At 59.0% G+C, this 18,135-nt stretch carries 21 protein-coding genes; 9 read left to right on the top strand and 12 right to left on the bottom strand.

Annotated elements, in window-relative coordinates:
- Position 1: 1 nt before the first annotated feature.
- On the bottom strand, positions 2 to 856 hold the full coding sequence (locus AC1DNW_RS01610) for a MurR/RpiR family transcriptional regulator (RefSeq protein ID WP_113295950.1): 855 nt from the start codon (positions 854 to 856) through the stop codon (positions 2 to 4).
- Positions 857 to 1,087: 231 nt separating this feature from the next.
- On the opposite strand from AC1DNW_RS01610, the gene AC1DNW_RS01605 reads away from it, so the two are divergent.
- Entirely contained in the window at positions 1,088 to 1,801 is a 714-nt protein-coding gene (locus AC1DNW_RS01605) for a sulfate transporter family protein (protein WP_113310389.1), read from the top strand.
- A gap of 50 nt (positions 1,802 to 1,851) precedes the next feature.
- Here the strand turns inward: AC1DNW_RS01605 and AC1DNW_RS01600 are convergent, their stop codons facing one another.
- Positions 1,852 to 2,277, bottom strand: a complete 426-nt coding sequence (locus AC1DNW_RS01600) for a VOC family protein (RefSeq protein ID WP_113310388.1) — start codon at positions 2,275 to 2,277, stop codon at positions 1,852 to 1,854.
- Positions 2,278 to 2,357: 80 nt separating this feature from the next.
- On the opposite strand from AC1DNW_RS01600, the gene AC1DNW_RS01595 reads away from it, so the two are divergent.
- Entirely contained in the window at positions 2,358 to 2,936 is a 579-nt protein-coding gene (locus AC1DNW_RS01595; RefSeq protein ID WP_113310387.1) for a TetR/AcrR family transcriptional regulator, read from the top strand.
- Here the strand turns inward: AC1DNW_RS01595 and nth are convergent.
- Positions 2,901 to 3,683: an endonuclease III gene (nth, locus tag AC1DNW_RS01590; RefSeq protein WP_113295954.1), complete on the bottom strand. Its 783-nt coding sequence runs from the start codon at positions 3,681 to 3,683 to the stop codon at positions 2,901 to 2,903. The two genes, AC1DNW_RS01595 and nth, sit on opposite strands and share 36 nt — an antisense overlap.
- Before the next feature lie 22 nt (positions 3,684 to 3,705).
- On the opposite strand from nth, the gene AC1DNW_RS01585 reads away from it, so the two are divergent.
- On the top strand, positions 3,706 to 4,203 hold the full coding sequence (locus AC1DNW_RS01585; protein WP_113295955.1) for a DUF2244 domain-containing protein: 498 nt from the start codon (positions 3,706 to 3,708) through the stop codon (positions 4,201 to 4,203).
- Between the two features lie 67 nt (positions 4,204 to 4,270).
- Entirely contained in the window at positions 4,271 to 5,143 is an 873-nt protein-coding gene (locus AC1DNW_RS01580) for a bifunctional helix-turn-helix domain-containing protein/methylated-DNA--[protein]-cysteine S-methyltransferase (protein WP_113310386.1), read from the top strand.
- A 23-nt stretch (positions 5,144 to 5,166) separates the two neighbouring features.
- Here AC1DNW_RS01580 and AC1DNW_RS01575 read toward each other — a convergent pair whose 3' ends face one another.
- Complete coding sequence (locus AC1DNW_RS01575; protein ID WP_113310385.1) at positions 5,167 to 6,150, bottom strand: sugar-binding transcriptional regulator; 984 nt, start codon at positions 6,148 to 6,150, stop codon at positions 5,167 to 5,169.
- Positions 6,151 to 6,595: 445 nt separating this feature from the next.
- Between AC1DNW_RS01575 and tal the strand changes: the two genes are divergently transcribed.
- The gene (gene tal / locus AC1DNW_RS01570) at positions 6,596 to 7,561 is read left to right on the top strand and encodes a transaldolase (RefSeq protein WP_113310412.1); all 966 of its coding nucleotides are present in this window, start codon (positions 6,596 to 6,598) and stop codon (positions 7,559 to 7,561) included.
- A 97-nt stretch (positions 7,562 to 7,658) separates the two neighbouring features.
- Positions 7,659 to 8,327, top strand: a complete 669-nt coding sequence (locus AC1DNW_RS01565) for a DUF1345 domain-containing protein (protein WP_113295959.1) — start codon at positions 7,659 to 7,661, stop codon at positions 8,325 to 8,327.
- On the opposite strand, the gene AC1DNW_RS01560 is transcribed toward AC1DNW_RS01565, so the two are convergent.
- Both AC1DNW_RS01560 and AC1DNW_RS01555 read right to left on the bottom strand, forming a co-directional pair.
- Positions 8,324 to 9,124 (bottom strand): anti-sigma factor family protein, encoded by an 801-nt coding sequence (locus AC1DNW_RS01560; protein WP_113310384.1) that lies wholly within the window; start codon positions 9,122 to 9,124, stop codon positions 8,324 to 8,326. The two genes, AC1DNW_RS01565 and AC1DNW_RS01560, sit on opposite strands and share 4 nt — an antisense overlap.
- On the bottom strand, positions 9,121 to 9,873 hold the full coding sequence (locus AC1DNW_RS01555) for a sigma-70 family RNA polymerase sigma factor (RefSeq protein ID WP_113310383.1): 753 nt from the start codon (positions 9,871 to 9,873) through the stop codon (positions 9,121 to 9,123). Before AC1DNW_RS01555 ends, AC1DNW_RS01560 begins: the two co-directional genes overlap by 4 nt.
- Before the next feature lie 296 nt (positions 9,874 to 10,169).
- Here AC1DNW_RS01555 and AC1DNW_RS01550 point away from each other — a divergent pair, with 296 nt between their 5' ends.
- The 3 genes from AC1DNW_RS01550 (at position 10,170) to AC1DNW_RS01540 (ending at position 12,135) form a co-directional block, all read left to right on the top strand.
- A complete protein-coding gene (locus AC1DNW_RS01550) occupies positions 10,170 to 11,144 on the top strand; it encodes an MBL fold metallo-hydrolase (RefSeq protein ID WP_113310382.1) in 975 nt (324 codons plus the stop codon).
- Between the two features lie 20 nt (positions 11,145 to 11,164).
- Entirely contained in the window at positions 11,165 to 11,629 is a 465-nt protein-coding gene (locus AC1DNW_RS01545) for a tetratricopeptide repeat protein (RefSeq protein ID WP_477832709.1), read from the top strand.
- Positions 11,630 to 11,691: 62 nt separating this feature from the next.
- The gene (locus AC1DNW_RS01540) at positions 11,692 to 12,135 is read left to right on the top strand and encodes a DoxX family protein (RefSeq protein WP_113310381.1); all 444 of its coding nucleotides are present in this window, start codon (positions 11,692 to 11,694) and stop codon (positions 12,133 to 12,135) included.
- A 38-nt stretch (positions 12,136 to 12,173) separates the two neighbouring features.
- Here the strand turns inward: AC1DNW_RS01540 and AC1DNW_RS01535 are convergent, their stop codons facing one another.
- From AC1DNW_RS01535 to AC1DNW_RS01510, 6 genes are all read right to left on the bottom strand, one after another.
- Complete coding sequence (locus tag AC1DNW_RS01535; protein WP_113295964.1) at positions 12,174 to 12,347, bottom strand: DUF1328 domain-containing protein; 174 nt, start codon at positions 12,345 to 12,347, stop codon at positions 12,174 to 12,176.
- A 203-nt stretch (positions 12,348 to 12,550) separates the two neighbouring features.
- Positions 12,551 to 13,657, bottom strand: a complete 1,107-nt coding sequence (locus tag AC1DNW_RS01530; protein ID WP_113310380.1) for a LuxR C-terminal-related transcriptional regulator — start codon at positions 13,655 to 13,657, stop codon at positions 12,551 to 12,553.
- A 185-nt stretch (positions 13,658 to 13,842) separates the two neighbouring features.
- A complete protein-coding gene (locus AC1DNW_RS01525; protein WP_113310379.1) occupies positions 13,843 to 15,270 on the bottom strand; it encodes a gamma-aminobutyraldehyde dehydrogenase in 1,428 nt (475 codons plus the stop codon).
- Positions 15,271 to 15,346: 76 nt separating this feature from the next.
- On the bottom strand, positions 15,347 to 16,162 hold the full coding sequence (locus AC1DNW_RS01520; RefSeq protein WP_113310378.1) for an ABC transporter permease: 816 nt from the start codon (positions 16,160 to 16,162) through the stop codon (positions 15,347 to 15,349).
- Positions 16,152 to 17,114, bottom strand: a complete 963-nt coding sequence (locus AC1DNW_RS01515) for an ABC transporter permease (protein WP_113310377.1) — start codon at positions 17,112 to 17,114, stop codon at positions 16,152 to 16,154. The genes AC1DNW_RS01520 and AC1DNW_RS01515 overlap by 11 nt, the downstream gene beginning before the upstream one ends.
- Entirely contained in the window at positions 17,111 to 18,097 is a 987-nt protein-coding gene (locus AC1DNW_RS01510) for an ABC transporter ATP-binding protein (RefSeq protein ID WP_113310376.1), read from the bottom strand. The genes AC1DNW_RS01515 and AC1DNW_RS01510 overlap by 4 nt, the downstream gene beginning before the upstream one ends.
- Positions 18,098 to 18,135 lie beyond the last annotated feature (38 nt).

Raw genomic sequence — 18,135 nt, 5'->3', positions numbered from 1 at the left:
TTCAGCGGTTTGCCGCTTCGCCAAGGATAGTCGCAAATTCCACCATCCGTCGGCGGCGCTGGCTCGCCTCCTCGCCGGCGCCCAAAATGACCGCCTCTGACAGACAGTCGAGCAAGGCGATCAGCGGCGGCAGGTTATCCATGTCAGGCGCGCGGGCAGGCGGCAACGCAAGAACGACGTTCGACTGTTCAGGAAGCCAGTCCGCATGCTGAGCGGAGATCAGGATCACTTTGTAGCCGTAGCGCCGGGCAGTCCGCGCAAGCAGCCGTGACCTGGCGAAGCGCCGGCAATCGATGATGATGAGCACCGCGTCGTCGACGAAGGAACGGGCGAAAAGCTCTGCGAAGCGGTTACCGGCGCCGTCGATCGCACGCACGCCGTCGCGGGCCTGGGTCAGCCGCTGGCAGAAATGATTGGAGAAGCCGGCAAGTCTGGCATGGGTGGCGACGTAGACCTCTCTGGCGGCACCGATCATCGCGACGGCTTCGCCCCAATGCGGCTGCGCGGTCAGATGGTAGATGTGATGCAGCGCCTGTATCTGTTCGGCCACGAGAACGGCGAGTGCCTTGCCCTCCGATGCATCCGTCTGCAACTCCGTCATCGAGCTTTGGAACTGGACAGGAGAGGTCGTTGCCGTTTCGCGGATCTCCACCTTGACGCTGTCCAGCCCCTGATAGCCGAGCGCACGGAGGAAACGGCCGACCGTCATCGGCGAAAGATCAAGTCGGTCGGCAACCGACGCGGCCGTTTCGAACGGCAGGTCGTTCAGGTGTTCCGTGAAATATTTCGCGATGCGTCGTTCGGCGGGCGTGCCGGACTTCACGTATTGCCTAAGCTTCTCTACAAAGTCTTCCACGTCGCAGCCTCCCCCATATCCTCAGAGGCTTTCCGTGGATTCAGGAGCCGAATCCCTGTTCTTAATATTGTCCGGAAGCTCTTCTTAGGCCCACACGTATATCGAACATTGCGAACTATATATTAGCAGATAATTTTCGACAAGTTTTCTATTCATGCATGTAATTTTCAACTGACTTGCCGGCAGGACGCAGGTTTCCTACATGACGCTGCGTAACGGAGACGCCAGAGAATGATCCTTGACGCTGCTCGCCTTTCGCTTGCCAACCTGTTTGCGCCTGAGACCCGGTCAGTTTTCTGGAAAGTTCTGGGATTGACGGTGCTGGTGCTGACCGGCTTGTGGTTTGCGCTGCGCGGCCTGTTCATCACTTTTTTATTTCCGTGGGTGGCCGGGTTCTTTCCCGAGATGCCTGATTGGGCCGGCTGGCTCAGCTTCGTTTTCCTGATCGCTGCCGGTATCGGCCTTGCGCTCGGGCTGGCGCTGCTGCTTTCGCCTGTTACGGCGCTGATTGCCGGCCTCTTTCTCGACGATGTCGCCGAGGTGATCGAGAAACGGGATTATCCCAAGGACGCGTCAGGCAAGGCCATGCCACTTGGCCCGGCGATGGCAAGCTCGCTCAAATTCCTCGGCGTCGTCATCATCGGAAATATCATCGCGCTTTTCCTGCTCTTCATTCCTGGCGTCAATCTCGTGGCCTTCTTCCTCGTGAACGGCTACCTGCTTGGGCGAGAGTTCTTCGAGTTTGCCGCCATGCGCTTCCGTTCACCGCCTGAGGCGCGGCTGTTTCGCACCAAACATGGTTCGACCGTTTTCCTCGGTGGTCTGGTAATCGCGCTTTTTCTGGCGATCCCGATCGTCAACCTGCTCACGCCGCTCTTTGCTGCGGGCATGATGGTGCATCTGCATAAGCTGGTTTCGGCACGCGATCCTGATTTTCGCGCCTAGTTTCACGCAATTGCGGGTGCAAAACGCTGACCAGTCTTGCTTGAATTGCTTCAAGCGGAAAGTGCAGTTGCATCGTACATTGCCGCATATTCGGCGCTTGGCGGGATCGGCTTGATGATATCGATCAGCACGCCGTTGGGATCGGCGGTGATGAAATGCCGCTGACCGAAATCCTCGTCGCGGATCTCGCGCAGGATCGGTAGGCCTGCCTGCTTGCAGGCCGCATAGATCATATCCACATCCTCGACTTCGAAATTCAGGAGGAGGCCGGAAATCTTACCGCGGCTGGCGGCCGGAATGGTTTCGTGGCTACCGTCGAGTACGGCGAGGGTCACATGTTCATCCTCCGTCGATTGCAGGTGGACATACCAATCGCTTTCGAAGAGCGGCTGGAAACGGAAATGGTGGCAGTAGAAGGCCGCCGTGCCGGCAACGTCACCCGTCATGATGACGGGATAAAAGCTCGTCGATTTCATTTTTTTCTCCTCCAGATTTTACATACAGTTTGTATGTTTTTGTATTTAACATACAAGCAGATTGTATGTAAATAGGATGCATGAGCCGTAGCAATCGTGAGAGAACCGAGCAGACCAGGCAGACCCTGATGGACGCCGCGCGCCGACTTTTCATCGAGAAGGGATATGCGGAGACGGCGACGCCGGACATCGTCGCAGCGGCGGGTATGACGCGCGGTGCGCTCTACCATCACTTCGAAGACAAGAAGGCGCTCTTCCGGGCGGTGATCGAAAGGGAGGCGGCTGATGTCGCCGAAGAGATCGAAAGGCGGGCTAAGCCGGAAACGGAACCACGTGCGGCGCTGCTTGCAGGTGCGGCAGCCTATTTCGATGCGATGGCAGTGGCAGGCCGGACGCGGCTGCTTCTGTTCGAGGCGCCGGCGGTCATTGGCCTGCCGGCAGCCACGCAGATCGACGCCGAGAATGCAGAAGCCGCATTGCGGGACGGGCTCGAAACCCTGCTCCCGCAGGCCGGTGCTCTACTCGCACCATTGACGGCTCTGCTGTCAGCCGCCTTCGACCGGGCCGTGATCGCCATCGAAGCGGGCGGCAGGCGTGAAGATTATGAGAGGGCGATTGCTGCCCTACTCGACGGCCTCGCCGATCACCTGCGGCGGTAGCTCCACCAGCGGTGCCGGGATATCGCTGCTCTTCTCAGGCGACTTGCAGATATCGGCAATCACGCAGTGTTCGCATTCCGGGCGCCGGGCCTTGCAGGTGTAGCGGCCATGCAGGATGAGCCAGTGATGGGCATGATAGAGGTAGTGCTTCGGAACAACCTTCATCAGCCGCTCTTCCACCTCGTCGGGCGTCTTTCCGGGTGCGAGCCTGATGCGATTGGCGATGCGGAAGATGTGTGTGTCCACCGCCATCGTTGCCTGGCCGAAGGCCATCGATAGTACGACGTTGGCGGTCTTGCGGCCGACGCCCGGCAGGCGAACCAACTCCTCGCGTGTCTCCGGCACCTTGCCGCCGAACTCATCGACCAGCATCTGCGAGAGTGCAATGACGTTCCTCGCCTTGTTGCGATAAAGGCCGATCGTCTTGATGTACTCGCGGACTTTCTCCTCGCCGAGATCGAGCATTTTCTGCGGCGTATCCGCGATCTTGAAGAGTGCGCGGGTCGCCTTGTTGACGCCGGCATCTGTCGCCTGAGCGGAGAGGGCCACCGCCACAACGAGCGTGAAGGGATTGCTGTGTTCCAGTTCACCGCGCGGCTCCGGCCGCTGGACGGAGAAACGGCGGAAGATCTCGGCGCGCTCGGCCAGCGAATAGGCCGTCTTGACCGACACCGCCGGCTTGCGGCGGGCGATCACATTCGGGTTTTGCGACGGTTTGGTAATGGATTTGAGTTTCGGATTCGCCATGGAAAATCTATACTCGGCGGCCATGATGGAAAGCAACGCCGACAGCCGCAACGAGCAGCCTGTTTTCGCAGCCGAACTCTTTCCCTACCGTTCGCTCGGTCGGAAAGGTTTCAAGGTGCTGCTCGGCATTTCCGGTGCCATCTGCTTGATATACGGCATGTTCTTCATCGTCACCGGCGCCTGGCCGATCGGCTTCTTCTTCGGGCTGGATTTCCTGCTGCTATACGGTGCCTTCTGGCTGAACTACCGGTCCGGCAGGGTGCGGGAAGAGGTAACGGTTTCGCGCATGGATGTTGCGGTGCGCAAGTTCTCCCCCTCGGGCCGCATGATCGAGCACCACTTCAATCCGTTCTGGACGCGCTTTCTCGTGCGCCGACATCAGGAGATCGGCATTCTCTCCATGCATATTTTCGGGGAGGGCAAACGCACCGATATCGGCTCCTTCCTCAATCCCGACGATCGCGAAAGCTTCGCGAAGGCCTTCAAGGCCGCACTGGCAACAGTAAAGCAGCGTATTTGAGATACCGCAAGAAACGGGTGGTTTGGCTGGCCGCCCTTGATTATCTCCTTTATAAAGGAGAAAAACGATGAACATGATCGCGAAGCTCGATACAGATATCACCCCCGATGGCCCTGACTACGACACCGTCCGTCAGGTCATCGAATTCATCAGCGAGGAATATCGCGACCAACCCTCGCTGGAAGTGATTGCCGCGCGGCTGAATCAGTCGCCAACGCAACTCCAGAAGACCTTCACCCGTTGGGCCGGCCTCTCTCCCAAGGCCTTCCTGCAGGCCGTCACGCTAGACCATGCCAAGCGGTTGCTGCGCACGGAAGAGATGCCGCTGCTCGAAACCTCCATCGAGGTCGGCCTGTCCGGCCCCAGCCGCCTGCACGATCTTTTCGTGACCCATGAGGCAATGTCTCCGGGCGAATGGAAGGCGAAAGGCGGCGGGCTGACGATCCGTTACGGGTTCCATAATTGCCCCTTCGGCACGGCTCTCGTCATGGTGACGGACCGCGGCCTTGCGGGCCTCGCCTTCAGCGATTCCGGCGATGAGACGGCTTGTCTTGAAGATATGACCTGCCGCTGGCCGAATGCGGAATATGTGGAGGACCGTCAAGCGACGGTGCCCTATGCCGAACGTATCTTCCAGCCGGGACGTTGGACGTCGGACCAGCCGTTGCGGGTTGTCCTGATCGGAACGGATTTCCAGGTCAGCGTCTGGCAAAGCCTTCTGAAAATCCCCTTCGGCAAAGCCGTGACCTACAGCGATATTGCCAAGGACATCGGCCGGCCGACTGCGATGCGCGCTGTTGGTGCGGCAGTCGGAGCCAACCCGATTTCCTTCGTCGTGCCCTGCCACCGCGCGCTCGGCAAGAACGGAGCATTAACCGGTTACCATTGGGGGCTGACCCGCAAGCGGGCCATGCTTGGCTGGGAATCGGCACACGCCTGAGCGGTTTGGATCAGTCGAAGCCGTCAGGCGGCTTCGACGAGTTCCAGCAATGCCTTTGCCGCGCTCTCGTCGGTGATCAGCGTATTACAGCCGATGCGCTTGATCGTTGCGCGGATCGCGACGGCACGATGCGCGCCGCCGGAGGACAATACGATGTGTTTCGCTTCCTTCAGCGTATCGAGATCCACCGACATCACCCGCTGATTGATCGAGTGATCGACGGAATTGCCGTCCTTATCCAGAAAGTTGAACATGGTGTCGCAAACGCAGCCAGCGTCGATCAGCTGCTGCAGTTCGGCCTTCGATATCCACCCCTCGGACAGAGACGTCGAATGCGGGCCGATATCGCCGCAGCTGACGATCGCCAGATCGAGGTTTTCCGCCAGTCGATAGATCGTATCGAGCCCGCATTTTTCGACGAGGTTGCGCTTGGTTTCCGTCGAATCGACGAGCAACGGGGCGAGGAACATGTAGCACTCGGCGCCGAGCTGGTTTGCCAGTCGCCAAGTGTAGTCGATAGGGTTTGTCTGGTGGACTGCGACGATGCCACCGAGCAGGGAGACGATCTTGCAATTGTCGCGTCGTGGCGGCCGGAAGCTTGCGAGAGAAGCCGTCATGGTGCGGCCCCAGCCGACGCCGATCGTGTAATCGTCCGGAATGGCTTCCGACAGGAATTGGCCGAGCGCCAGACCGACATTCTTTGCCAGCGAGTTCACATCGCAATTGGCTGGCTCCGGCACGACGATCGCTTCGTCCAACCCATAGGCTCTCTCGAGCTTCACTGAAAGCTCGATGCAGTCGCCGATCGAATCGTTGATCCAGATCTGCACTTCGCTGCGCTTCATCGCCTCGTCGAGAAGGCGGATGACGGTGGTGCGGCTGATGCCGAGTTGTTCGGCAACGTCTTTCTGGGTCAGGCCCTCATTGTAATAAAGCCATGCGGCCCGCAGCCTGAGAGACGAGGCTTCGGAATAGGCAGTATGCGTGCCGCGTTTCAGCTTGACCACATCTCCTCCCGCACCGATTTCGCCCTAGATCTTTGCCATCGATGGCATAAGATTGCGACATCGGCTTTGTTCCGGCGATAATGCCGGGTGTGACACTTATGTCAATTGAAATGCACAAATGTCCTTGACTTTTCGTTGCGAGAGCGGCGATAGTCATGGTCGATAACATCGTTCTTGTCCGTCCGAGGAGGACAATGTGCGGGCATGCGGAAAGTCACGATCGGCCTTTCAGCCGCAAGCGGCATCGCTTGTGATGCGCTTGTCGTTTTCCGGCGCTTGGAACATCGCCGCTGGGAACACCGCCAATGTCTCTCACGTTTATGACTCATCCGTGACGGACGAGCGTCTTTTCGCCTGCAAAATGCAAATCACCTGATCTTAGATCACCTCTTTGCCGGGCGGAACTCGCGCCGGTTCGCAGCCCAAGTTCAAAAGGATTTTGACCATGACATCCAAGCTTGACCAACTCCGCGAGATCACAACCGTCGTCGCCGACACCGGCGATATCCAGGCTGTCGCCCGTCTGAAGCCGGTCGATTGCACGACCAATCCGTCCATCGTTCTCAAGGCGCTCGGCACCGACATGTTCGCCGACGACATGAAGGAAGCGATTGCCTGGGGCAAGAAGCTCGGCGGCGATGCCGATGCTGCGGCGGCAGCCGTTGCCGACCGCCTTGCCATCTCCGTAGGTGCTGCACTCGTCAAGCTCGTTCCCGGCCGTGTTTCGACCGAAGTCGACGCCGATCTGTCCTTCGATACCGAAGCTTCGCTGAAGAAGGCACGCAGCATCATCGCTGCCTACAAGGAGCGCGGAATCGAGAAGGATCGCATCCTCATCAAGCTCGCTTCCACCTGGGAAGGCATTCGCGCAGCGGAAGTCCTGCAGAAGGAAGGTATCGACTGCAATCTGACGCTGCTCTTCTCGAAGGCCCAGGCGATTGCTTGCGCCGATGCCGGCGTATTCCTGATCTCGCCATTCGTCGGCCGTATCCTCGACTGGTACAAGAAGTCGACCGGCAAGGATTTCACTGCCGAGGAAGATCCGGGCGTCCTGTCCGTTCGTGACATCTACAACTATTACAAGGCAAACGGCATCAAGACGGTTGTCATGGGTGCATCCTTCCGCAACACGGGTGAAATCGAAGCGCTGGCCGGTTGCGATCGTCTGACGATTGCTCCGAACCTGCTCGATGAGCTGTCCAACGACCAGGGCAAGCTCGAGCGCAAGCTGTTGCCGGAACCGGTCAAGCCGGCTCCGAAGATCTCGGTCGATGAAAAGACCTTCCGCTGGATGATGAACGAAGATGCCATGGCGACTGAAAAGCTCGCTGAAGGTATCAGGGCATTCGCAAAGGATCTCGGCACGCTGCGCAGCCAGGTCCGCAAGGAACTGCAGCTCGCTGCCGCCTGAGGCCGCCCAAGCCATTGTTTGACGAAAGGCGCGGGTGCCGCTGGCATCCGCGCCTTTTTCATGTTGATATCAAGGGCATAGAGGCGGGAGGATCACGGTGGCTGACGAGGATGACGGAAATTCGCTGATCTCGCTTGGCTACAAGCATGCAAGCTTCATTCTTGCGGTGCTCGGCGGTTTCATCGTCTTTCTGCTGCTGACGTCGCGAGAGGTCAGCGCCAGCAATATCCTGTTCGGCTGGAACGCCTCAGCGATCATTTTCATCGGACTTAGCTGGCGAAAAATGCTGCGGGCCACCGTCGAGAGCATCCGCAAAAGATCCGCGGATCTCGATTTTTCCGACACGTTCCTGCTTTTCCTGTCGATTGCGGCTGCTCTTGCAAGCATTGCCGGGATTGGGATCGAGCTTCATTCGATCAAGGATGCGCCCGCCAATATCGCGCTCTGGCGCGCGGCTGCGGCAATCTTGACCATCATGATCTCCTGGTTTTTCCTGCACACGCTCTTCACGATTCATTATGCCCACTATTTTTATGGCGGACCGGACAAGGGTGACGGGCTAAAATTCCCTGACGGCATAGAGGAGCCCGCCTATTGGGACTTCCTCTATTTCTCCTTCACGATCGGCGTGGCGGCGCAGACGGCCGATGTTGCTGTAACCTCGACGTCAATGCGCAAGCTCACCCTGCTGCATGCGCTTCTGTCCTTCCTGTTCAACACCACCATTCTGGCACTTGCGATCAATGTCGGGGCAAGCCTGCTTTAAAGCCTTGCCGCAGAACGGAAGAAGCTCTCGAACTCGGCGAGATCGCCTGAAGCGACATCCGAGATCGCCCAGAACATCAGTCCGCCATCCGACCATTGCGCCATGTTGTAGCCGTCATGCTCGGTCGTCGTCCGGGCCACGGAAGCCGCAGGCCAGATGAACAGGTTGATGATGTGGCCGTGGCGCCTATAGACGAGGGCGGCGACAGTGCGGCCACCGACATAATCGACGCGCCCGCCGACCAGCGGGAAGCCGTCCTTGGCGAGATCGCTGACAGGCGGCGAAAAGTCGATCTTGCCGTTGAACCAAGGCTTTACCGTATGTTGATCCGAGGTCAGGACGTCGGTCAGATGATCAGCCATCATGGAGCGGACATGACTTGCCATGATCTCATCCTGCAGAAGCAGGGTCTGTGACGGTGCGTTGACGAACAGGAAGCCGCTCGCCGCCAACACCGCCAGAGATGGCACGAAGCTCCAATGCCGGATGAAGTCCAAGGTACGGCGCCAGAGAGGCGGCTGGTGTTGCGTCGGCAGGCCGGAAGTTGTCGCGGCCTGTTCGAAGGACAGCATGGACAGCACTTGCGAACGCAGGGCCTCAGGCGGTTTCCACCGCACGCCATCCTGATCAACGATCTTCCTCACTGCACCGACCCTTTCTATCTCCGCCCGGCAGTTTTCGCAGGTTGCGAGATGATCCTCGAACTGTGCTGCGTGGACGGAATCAAGTTCGCCATCGATAAAACCGTGCAGCCTGATGTGCCATTCGGGGCAACCTTTCGATTGGGTTTCGCTCATCCTGCCGTCTCGCTCTTGTTGCCTGCATCCCAGGTGTCGGCAAATTCGCGCCGGGCTCTCGCAAGGCGCGACATCACGGTGCCGATCGGCGCGTCGATGATGTCAGCGATCTGCCGGTAGGAGAGATCTTCGAGCTCGCGCAGAACAAGAATCTCCCGCATCGTTTCCGGAAGCCTGCTGATGACGGCGCGCACACGCTGCTGTTCGCTGCGCCGGATCATCGTCGTCTCGGGAGAATCCTCTTCAGATGCGATCTGATAGCCTTCATCCTCGTCGGGATCGGTGCTGCCGTTATCGTCCAGATGGCGCTCGAAACGTGCCTTGCGGCGATCCTGCTGGCGCCAGACGTGGCAGCAGTTCCTGACGATAGCAAAAAGCCAGGAACGCGGATCGCCGCCGCGATAGGTTTCGAAATTGCGATAGGCGCGCAGGAATGCTTCCTGGACGATATCCCTGGAGGCTTCGGCGTCACGGCTGAGGAAGCGGGCAAAATTATAGGCCGCATCCAGGTGCGGAACCATCACATGCTGAAAGCGCTGCATGAATTCATGCTGCGCGGCCTTGTCGGCCGTCGAAGCGACCCGTTCGCTGACGGATTTCTCCGAGACCATGAGATGGAACAGCCGCGCGGCGCCGGCGAAAAGCGTCGCCAGCGCCGATGTTCGAATGCGTGCCCGCGGCACTTGCCTGACGAGCAGCATCCAGTCGTTCGATCCGACGGGATAGGTGATCTGAACGTTTGTCATCATCCTCCCTGCCTCAATAGCAGCCGATTGGGACGTGAGACCCGTGGTCACAATAGTCCCTTGCAGTCTAGACCGCTCGGCGCGCGATTTTATTCCAGATAATGCCGATTTATTTGCAAGCAGCCGGGGCGAAAGACGCATTTCGAGAAAATAAGCACACATTTCCAATGGTTTGCCGAAAATCGTATTCGAGCTGGGAATAACAGCGCGCTGTCGGCGATCTAGTTCGTCAGCGAGGGCATCCGAGTAATCGCAGTCTTCGCCGTTCGAAAATGCCATCAACAAGAGGAGGCATATTCATGTTCACCATGTCACGTCGCGCCGTGCTGGGATCGGCTGCTGCTGCGGCTGCATTCGGCCTGTCATCGAAGCTCGAATTCGTAATGCCGGCATTTGCCGCGACACCGCTGGAGCCGACGATTGGCTTCTACAAATACAAGGTCGGCGATATCGAGGTGACGGCGATCTATGACGGCATCTGGAAGAAGCCGCATGATCCAACCTTCATCAAGAACGCCTCGATCGAGGACACCAAGGAAGCGCTTTCCAAGGCGGGGCTTACGACCGAATTCATGCCGATCCCGCTGACGGTGGTCGTCCTGAAGGTCGGCAATCGCCTGATCATGATGGATGCCGGTTCCGGTGTCGGTCAGTGGCAGGAGAATGCCACGCACCTGCCGGCGAATATGGCAGCGGCCGGTATCGACTACACGAAGATCGATACGGTCATGATCTCGCATTTCCATCCGGACCATGTCTGGGGGCTGATGGAAAAGGGAACGAACAATCCTGTCTTCCCGAATGCCGAACTCATCGTCAACGCCGTCGAATATAACTGGTGGACGGAGCCCGGCCGTGTCGAGAAGCTTGCAGAGGGGCGCAAGCCGGCCGGCAAGCGCATCGCCGCCGTCTTCCCGAAATGGAAGAATTGGAAGCTGGTGGATGACGGAGCCGAGGTTGCACCGGGCATAAGGTTGCTTTCATCACCAGGCCATACACCCGGCCATTCAACCTACCTCGTCACCTCGGGTAACAAGCAACTGCTCATCTCCGCCGATATCATGTACGTGCCGGCGCTGCTCGCCCCGCATCCCGAATGGCAGGGCAGCTATGACCAGGATGGGCCGACGGCCATCGACACGCGCCGCCGCCTCATCGATCGCGTGATCGCCGACAATATCGCGATCTGCGGCTCGCATTTCCCATTTCCCGGCTCGGGCACCTTCGTCAAGGACGGAAGCGCCTATGCCTTCACTCCCACAATCCAGGCCTGAAAGGCTGACAGGAGCTTACGATGATGAAATATGCCATTCTCGGATTTATCTGGTTCTGCGCCATTTCCGCCGGTGTTTCCGCGGTCACCGCATTTCCAGCCTTCGCCGTCGACAACATGGAATCGATTGACGCACCCGACCTCACGTCGGTGCGCGCCAAGATCGACGCCAAGGACTATGCCGGTGCGCTCGCGGAGCTTCGCGATCTTGCCGAAGATAATCAGCAGGCAGATGTTTATAATCTGATGGGTTTCACCCTGCGCAAGACCGGCGATTACCGGATGTCGCTGACCTATTATACCAAGGCGCTGGAGCTTCAGCCCGATCATAAGGCGGCACGTGAATATCTCGGCGAACTCTATGTCGAGACCGGCGACGTGGCGAAGGCCGAGGAGCAGGTATCCGTGCTCAAGCAGCTTTGCCCTGCAGGCTGCGAGGAGCTTAAAGACCTGCAGACAGCGATTGCTGCGAAGGGCAGCAACTGACCGGTCATGAACGGCAAGAGCAGGCGGCACTACCGCCTGCTTTCTTTCAAGAGGAGAGTACGATGGAAAACGCTGCAGGCTGGTCTCGGCTGGCCGATCTCATTCTTCTTCTGGGGAGGCTTCTGCTATCCCTGATTTTCCTGCATGAGGGATCGTCACTCGCGACAGATATGACCGCAACGCTCGCTACATTTGCTGAGCTCGGCCTGCCTCCAGTGGTGACATTTGGCGTCATCGCCCTGCAGATCGGCGCCGGCCTTTCCATTGCTGCCGGTTTGCTCACCCGGCTCGGCGCGGCGGCGCTGGGGCTGTTCTGCCTTGCGACGGCCTTTCTGTTTCACACCAACTTCGCCAGCCAGAACGAGCTGCTGCATTTCGAGAAGGATCTGGCAATCGCTGGCGGCATGTTCGTCCTGGCGGTCTCCGGCGCGGGATGGCTGTCGATCGACAATCTGGTAAAACGGCAGACGAAGGGGTTGCATCCCTGGCTCAGAGCGGTGCTCTAGCGAACGTGCGGCCGCTAGCCCCGCCCTCGGGCCAGCCGCTAGAAGATCGCCTGTCCGGCCATCAAGGCCAGGATAAGGAAAATCAGGAAAACGACGAGGAATATGCCGAAGAGTACGCGGGCGATCGTCGCGGTCGCCGCGGAAATACCGGAGAAGCCGAAAAAGCCGGCGATGATCGAAATTACCAGAAATATCAGAGCCCATTTTAACATGGCTATCTTCCTCTGCGATTGCTGGAAGAAGACGCGCTAAAGCTGATTTTGTTCCAGATCGTTAAAATGGAACGCCGTTCCTTAAAGTCGTACTGCTTTGGCCGGTAACCGCTTTTCGAAGGCGTTTGACTGTTTCAAGGGACGTCATCGATATCGAGGCGGCACAGAACTGCTTGCGCTCTGTGGCCAGGCCTAAAACCGACCTACATTTTCAAGCTTGAGAGCAGCGAGATGAGCTGGGACTGGCGTTGCGTGCCAGTTTTGGCGAGAACCTTTTTCACGTAGCCGCGCGTCGTCTCATAGGTCAGTCCGGATATTTCGGCGATCTGGCGCGGCGACGAACCTTCCATGAGCAGTCGGGCGACCGTCGTTTCCTGAGGGGTAAGTGCGAATAGCTGTCGCAGCAGATCTCGGCTTGGGCTGGCGCGCTCGGAAAGATCCGTGATGATGGCGACGGCGGCGGAATGCGAGAAGAGTTCGGCCGGCACTCCGTTCAGCCGTTGGGCGCGGATCACCAGCGGCGCCTTTCCCGAACGCGAAAACAGGACGGGTGTGGAAACCACCGGATTGGCGAAAGACTCTTTCGAAAGAACCGCCTGCAGGTGGCGGCGCAGGAGCCCGGTTTCTTCCTGGCTGATGGCAACGAGTTCCCGATCCAGAATACGGATGTTTCCGTCGATCAGTTTCTCCGCCTGCTGGTTCAGTCGGGTGATGCGCCCAGCCCGGTCGAAGAAGATGACCGCGGTGCCGGTCAGCTCGAAGGCCTCGCTCATGCTATCGATCTTGGCGACATCGAGAGCGCGGATGATTTCGGCTGCGGCGGTCAGTCTCGACTGCATTTTTATGAGCAATCGCTCGTCGTCTCGATCGAAAGGCTGGTCTTCAATCCGGCGCTGCAGATTGAGGCTCAGCATCGCATCGCCTGCGGTGAAGCCCACCATGGCGGAATAGCGAAAGCCGAAGCGGGCCAGGAATTCGGTATAGAAGCTGTGGTGCTTGAATTCTTCCTCGCTGGCGATGTCGTGTTCGATAATGACGCCCTTGGTCATCGCAACCGCAAGGCCACGCTCACGAAAATCGCGTTTGTACCATTCTTCGGAAAAATAGACCTGGAAAGCGTCCAGCAAATTCGGCGTGCTCAGGAAGCCGAAGGGGAATTTCCCTCGGACCGGCATGATATGCGTTCCTACCGAACCAGTGGCCTGACTGATCTGCTCCAGAGTGCGCTCCCAGCTCGCAGGCACCAGTGCGGATTCCAGCAATCCGTCCAGGGCTGCTTCGAGCTCGGAGATATCGATGCGCGTCGCCATGAATAAGTAATGCCCAACCGATTTCTTTGATTCGATGAAGAATCACACTTATCGCGGAGCGCCCTATGGAGTGAGCGCGCAATTCCGCGTTTAGAAACAGTATCTGCAGTTGTATTATGACAAAGTGACAAAAGTCACTGACGGCGACAGTGACTTTTGAAAGAGATCAAGACGCTTTTGTTCAACTATCCGTGATTGATCATCACATGGCGGACAGCCGTATAGTCTTCCAGGGCGTAGACAGACATGTCCTTGCCATAGCCTGATTGTTTCAGGCCGCCATGCGGCATTTCGTTGACCAACATGAAATGCGTGTTGATCCAGGTGCAGCCATACTGAAGGCGGGCAGCGGTCTTCATGCCGCGGCCGATATCCTTCGTCCAGACGGAAGAGGCGAGGCCGTAATCGCTGTCGTTCGCCCAGGTCACTGCATCTTCGACATCGGTAAAGCGGGTGACCGAGACGACAGGCCCGAAGACTTCGCGACGGACGATTTCATCTTCCTGCGTGGCGCCAGCAACGACCGTCGGCGTGAAGAAGAAGCCCCTGTCGCCCGAGATCTTGCCACCGGTGGTGATCTCCATGTGCTTGTGTTCGGCGGCGCGGGTGACGAAGCTTTCGACCCGATCGCGCTGGCGCTTGGAGATCAGCGGACCGATTTCGTTCTCGGTGTCGTCGGCCTGATTGAAGCGAATGCTGGAGACGGCGGAGGTCAGGTCGGCGACGAAATTGTCGTAAACCTTCGCATCGGCGTAGATGCGGCAGGCGGCGGTGCAGTCCTGACCGGCATTGTAATAACCGAAGGTGCGGATGCCGGCGACGACGGCATCGATATCGGCGTCGTCGAAGACGATAACCGGGGCCTTGCCGCCAAGTTCCAGATGGGTGCGCTTGACGGTCTTGGCGGCTGCCTGAAGCACTTTCTTGCCGGTCGCGATGTCGCCGGTGATCGACACCATATTGATTTTCGGATGGTTGATCAGCGCGTTGCCGACGCTCTCACCGCGTCCAAGGATGACATTAACCACGCCTTGGGGAAGGATATCAGACATCAGCTTTGCCATCTTCAGTGCCGTCAGCGGTGTCTGTTCGGACGGCTTGAAGACGACCGTGTTGCCGCCGGCGATCGCCGGCGCCAGCTTCCAGGCCATCATCATCAGCGGGTAGTTCCACGGTGCGATTGAGCCGACGATGCCGATCGGGTCGCGGCGGATCATCGACGTATGGCCGGGAAGATATTCACCGGCGACCGGTCCATGCAGATTGCGCACCGCACCGGCAAAAAAGCGGTAACAATCGACAATGGCCGGGATTTCGTCATTCAGCACTGCATTGATTGGTTTGCCGCAGTTCAGCGCTTCGAGCGTGGCAAAGCCCTGGGCATCCTTTTCAATGGCATCGGCTATCTTCAGGAGATAAGCGGAGCGCTCGGAGGGTGTCGTCTGCGACCAGGCGACAAAGGCCTTTTCGGCGGCATCCACGGCGGCATCGATCTGGCCGAGCGAGGCTTCGGGAAGGTTCAGCACCGTCTCGCCCGTCTTCGGGTTCAGAACGTGCTCTTCCGTTTCCGTGCCGGTCTCGAAGCGCGAACCGATCAGCATTTGCGTGTCCATGGGCGTTCTCCCTATTCGTTGGTGGAGCGGGATGGGGGCTGGAAAGCGCTTGACGCTTTCCGTATTCCGCTCCGGGTTATTTGCCGGCACCGGCGATCTGGTCGCCGTCGCGTGTGAGGTAATAGGCTGCCAGGATCGGCAGGAAGGTGACGAGCACAACGACCATGGCGACCACGTTGGTGACGGGACGCTGGCGCGGGCGGATCAGCTCTTCGAGCATCCAGATCGGCAGGGTGGATTGCTGGCCGCCGGTGAAGGTGGTGACGATCACCTCATCGAAGGACAGGGCGAAGGCGAGCATGCCGCCGGCCAGAAGCGCGGTGCCGATATTCGGCAGGATGACATGGCGGAAGGTCTGGAAGCCGTCGGCGCCAAGGTCCATCGAGGCTTCGATCAGCGAGCCGGAGGTGCGGCGAAAGCGGGCGACGGCATTGTTGTAGACGACCACGACGCAGAAGGTCGCGTGACCAAGCACGATCGTCCAGACGGAGAAGGGGATATCGAGCAGGCTGAAGGCGGAGCGGAGCGCGATGCCGGTGATGATGCCCGGAAGCGCGATCGGCAGGATGACGAGCAGCGAGATCGCCTCCCGGCCGAAGAATTTCGTCTGGCTGACGGCGGCGGCGCAGAGCGTGCCGAGGATCAGCGCAATGACAGTCGCGATACAGGCAACCTGCAGGGATAGGCCAAGTGCGGACCAGACATCCGGCCGGTTCCAGGCGATGCCGAACCATTGCAGCGTCAGGCCGGGTGGCGGCCATTGATAGCTCTTCTCCTCGGTCGTGAAAGCATAGACGAAGATCAGCAGGATCGGCAGATGCAGAAAGAGCAGGCCGCCGGCTGCAGCGATCTTCAGGATGAAGGGCGATTTCTGTCCGCGGTCAGAGCGCATCGAAGGCCCCCATGCGTTTGGCGAGCCAGAGGTAGATCGCCATGATGACGATCGGCACGACGGAGAAGGCGGCCGCGAGCGGTACGTTGCCGGCCGTTCCCTGCTGCGTATAGACCGCCTGGCCGATGAACAGGCGGGACGAGCCGATGATTTGCGGGATGATGTAGTCGCCGAGCGTCAGCGAGAAGGTGAAGATCGAACCGGCGACGATGCCGGGCAGCGCCAGCGGGAAAAGCACGGTGCGGAAGGTCTGGTGCGGTGTGGCGCCGAGATCGGCGGAAGCCTCGATCAGATTGCCGGGCACACGTTCGAGAGCTGCCTGCGTCGGCAGGATCATATAGGGCAGCCAGATATAGACGAAGACGATGAAGGTGCCGAGATAGCTGACGGAAAGAGAATTGCCGCCGACGACAGGCAGAGCGAGAATGCCGTCTAGAAGCCAGGAGAGATGGAGCTTGTCGAATAACCAGGTGAGGATGCCTTCCTTGGCGAGGATCAGCTTCCAGGCATAGATCTTGACGAGATAGCTCGACCAGAGCGGCAGCATGATGCCGAGATAGAAGAGCGCCTTCCATTTTCCTTGCGCATAACGGGCGGCGTAATAGGCAATCGGAAAGGCAACGGCCGCAGAAGCTACCGTCACCAGCGCTGCCATCAGGATGGTTCTGACAATGATGTCGAAATTGCCGGGGTTCAGGAGCTGGGCATAGGTATCGAGGGTGAACTCGTAATTCACCAGCCCCGAGAAGTCGTCGATCGAGAAGAAACTCTGTAGCAGAAGGGCGATCAGCGAGCCGATATAGATGATGCCGAGCCAGAGCAGCGGCGGGGTCAGCATCAGGAACAGGAGCAGTTTCGGGTGACGCCAGAAGGCATCCGACAGCCGCCCGAAGAAACCGCCGCGACGCGGCAGGATCGAGGTTTCCGCCTTGGTCATCGCCAGAGCCGTCATACCGCATCATCCATGTAATGCACGTCATCGGGCTGCCAGGTCAGACGAATGGCGGTGCCGATATCGGGGATATCGATGCCGGCCGGCAGCATGACGTGCAGACGCGATCCTCTCGCATCGACGGTCAGCCGTGTGGCGGCGCCGAGGAAGCTGGCGTTTTCGACCTTCGCTTCGATGCCGTCGCCGGCCAGACGGATGGCTTCCGGGCGCAGGCTCGCCCAGCGCTTTTCGCCGCCAAGAGCGGTCATCGCATCGGGAGAAATCACATTCGAGGAGCCGACGAAATCGGCGACGAACCGTGTTTTCGGGCGGCGGTAGATGTCCTGGGGCGTACCATGCTGAACGATACCACCATCGTTGAATACGGCGACGCGGTCGGCCATGGAAAGGGCCTCACCCTGATCGTGGGTGACGAAGATGAAGGTGATGCCGAGTGCGCGCTGCAGGCTCTTCAGTTCCTCCTGCATCTGTTCGCGCAGCTTGAGATCAAGTGCGCCGAGCGGTTCGTCGAGCAGGAGCACCCGGGGCTTGTTGACGAGGGCGCGGGCGAGCGCCACACGCTGGCGCTGGCCGCCGGAGAGTTGGCCGGGGCGACGGCTGCCGTAGCCGGGCAATTTCACCAGTTCCAGCGCCTTTTCAGCCTCCCTGATCCGCTCCGCCTTGCCGACACCCTTGACCATCAGCCCATAGGCGACGTTGTCGAGAATATTGAGATGCGGGAAGAGCGCGTAATCCTGAAAGACGGTATTGACGTTGCGGCGATAGGGCGGAACGCCCTCGGCGGTTTCGCCGAAAATTTCGATATGTCCCGATGTCGGCTGTTCAAAGCCTGCAATCAGCCGCAGGCAGGTGGTCTTGCCGGAGCCGGACGGGCCGAGCATGGCGAAGAATTCGCCGGGCGCGATTTCGAGATCGACGCCATCAACGGCACGCACCGCACCGAAATGGCGAGAGACCTTCTGGAAACGGACGGCTGACGTCATGGGGGCTCCGGTATAGAATTTTCACGAGAGGGCTCAGG

The sequence above is a fragment of the Rhizobium sp. 05L429 genome (assembly GCF_056397645.1).
Note: the sequence above shows the minus strand (reverse complement) of the source record. Positions and strands in the feature narration are given on the sequence as shown.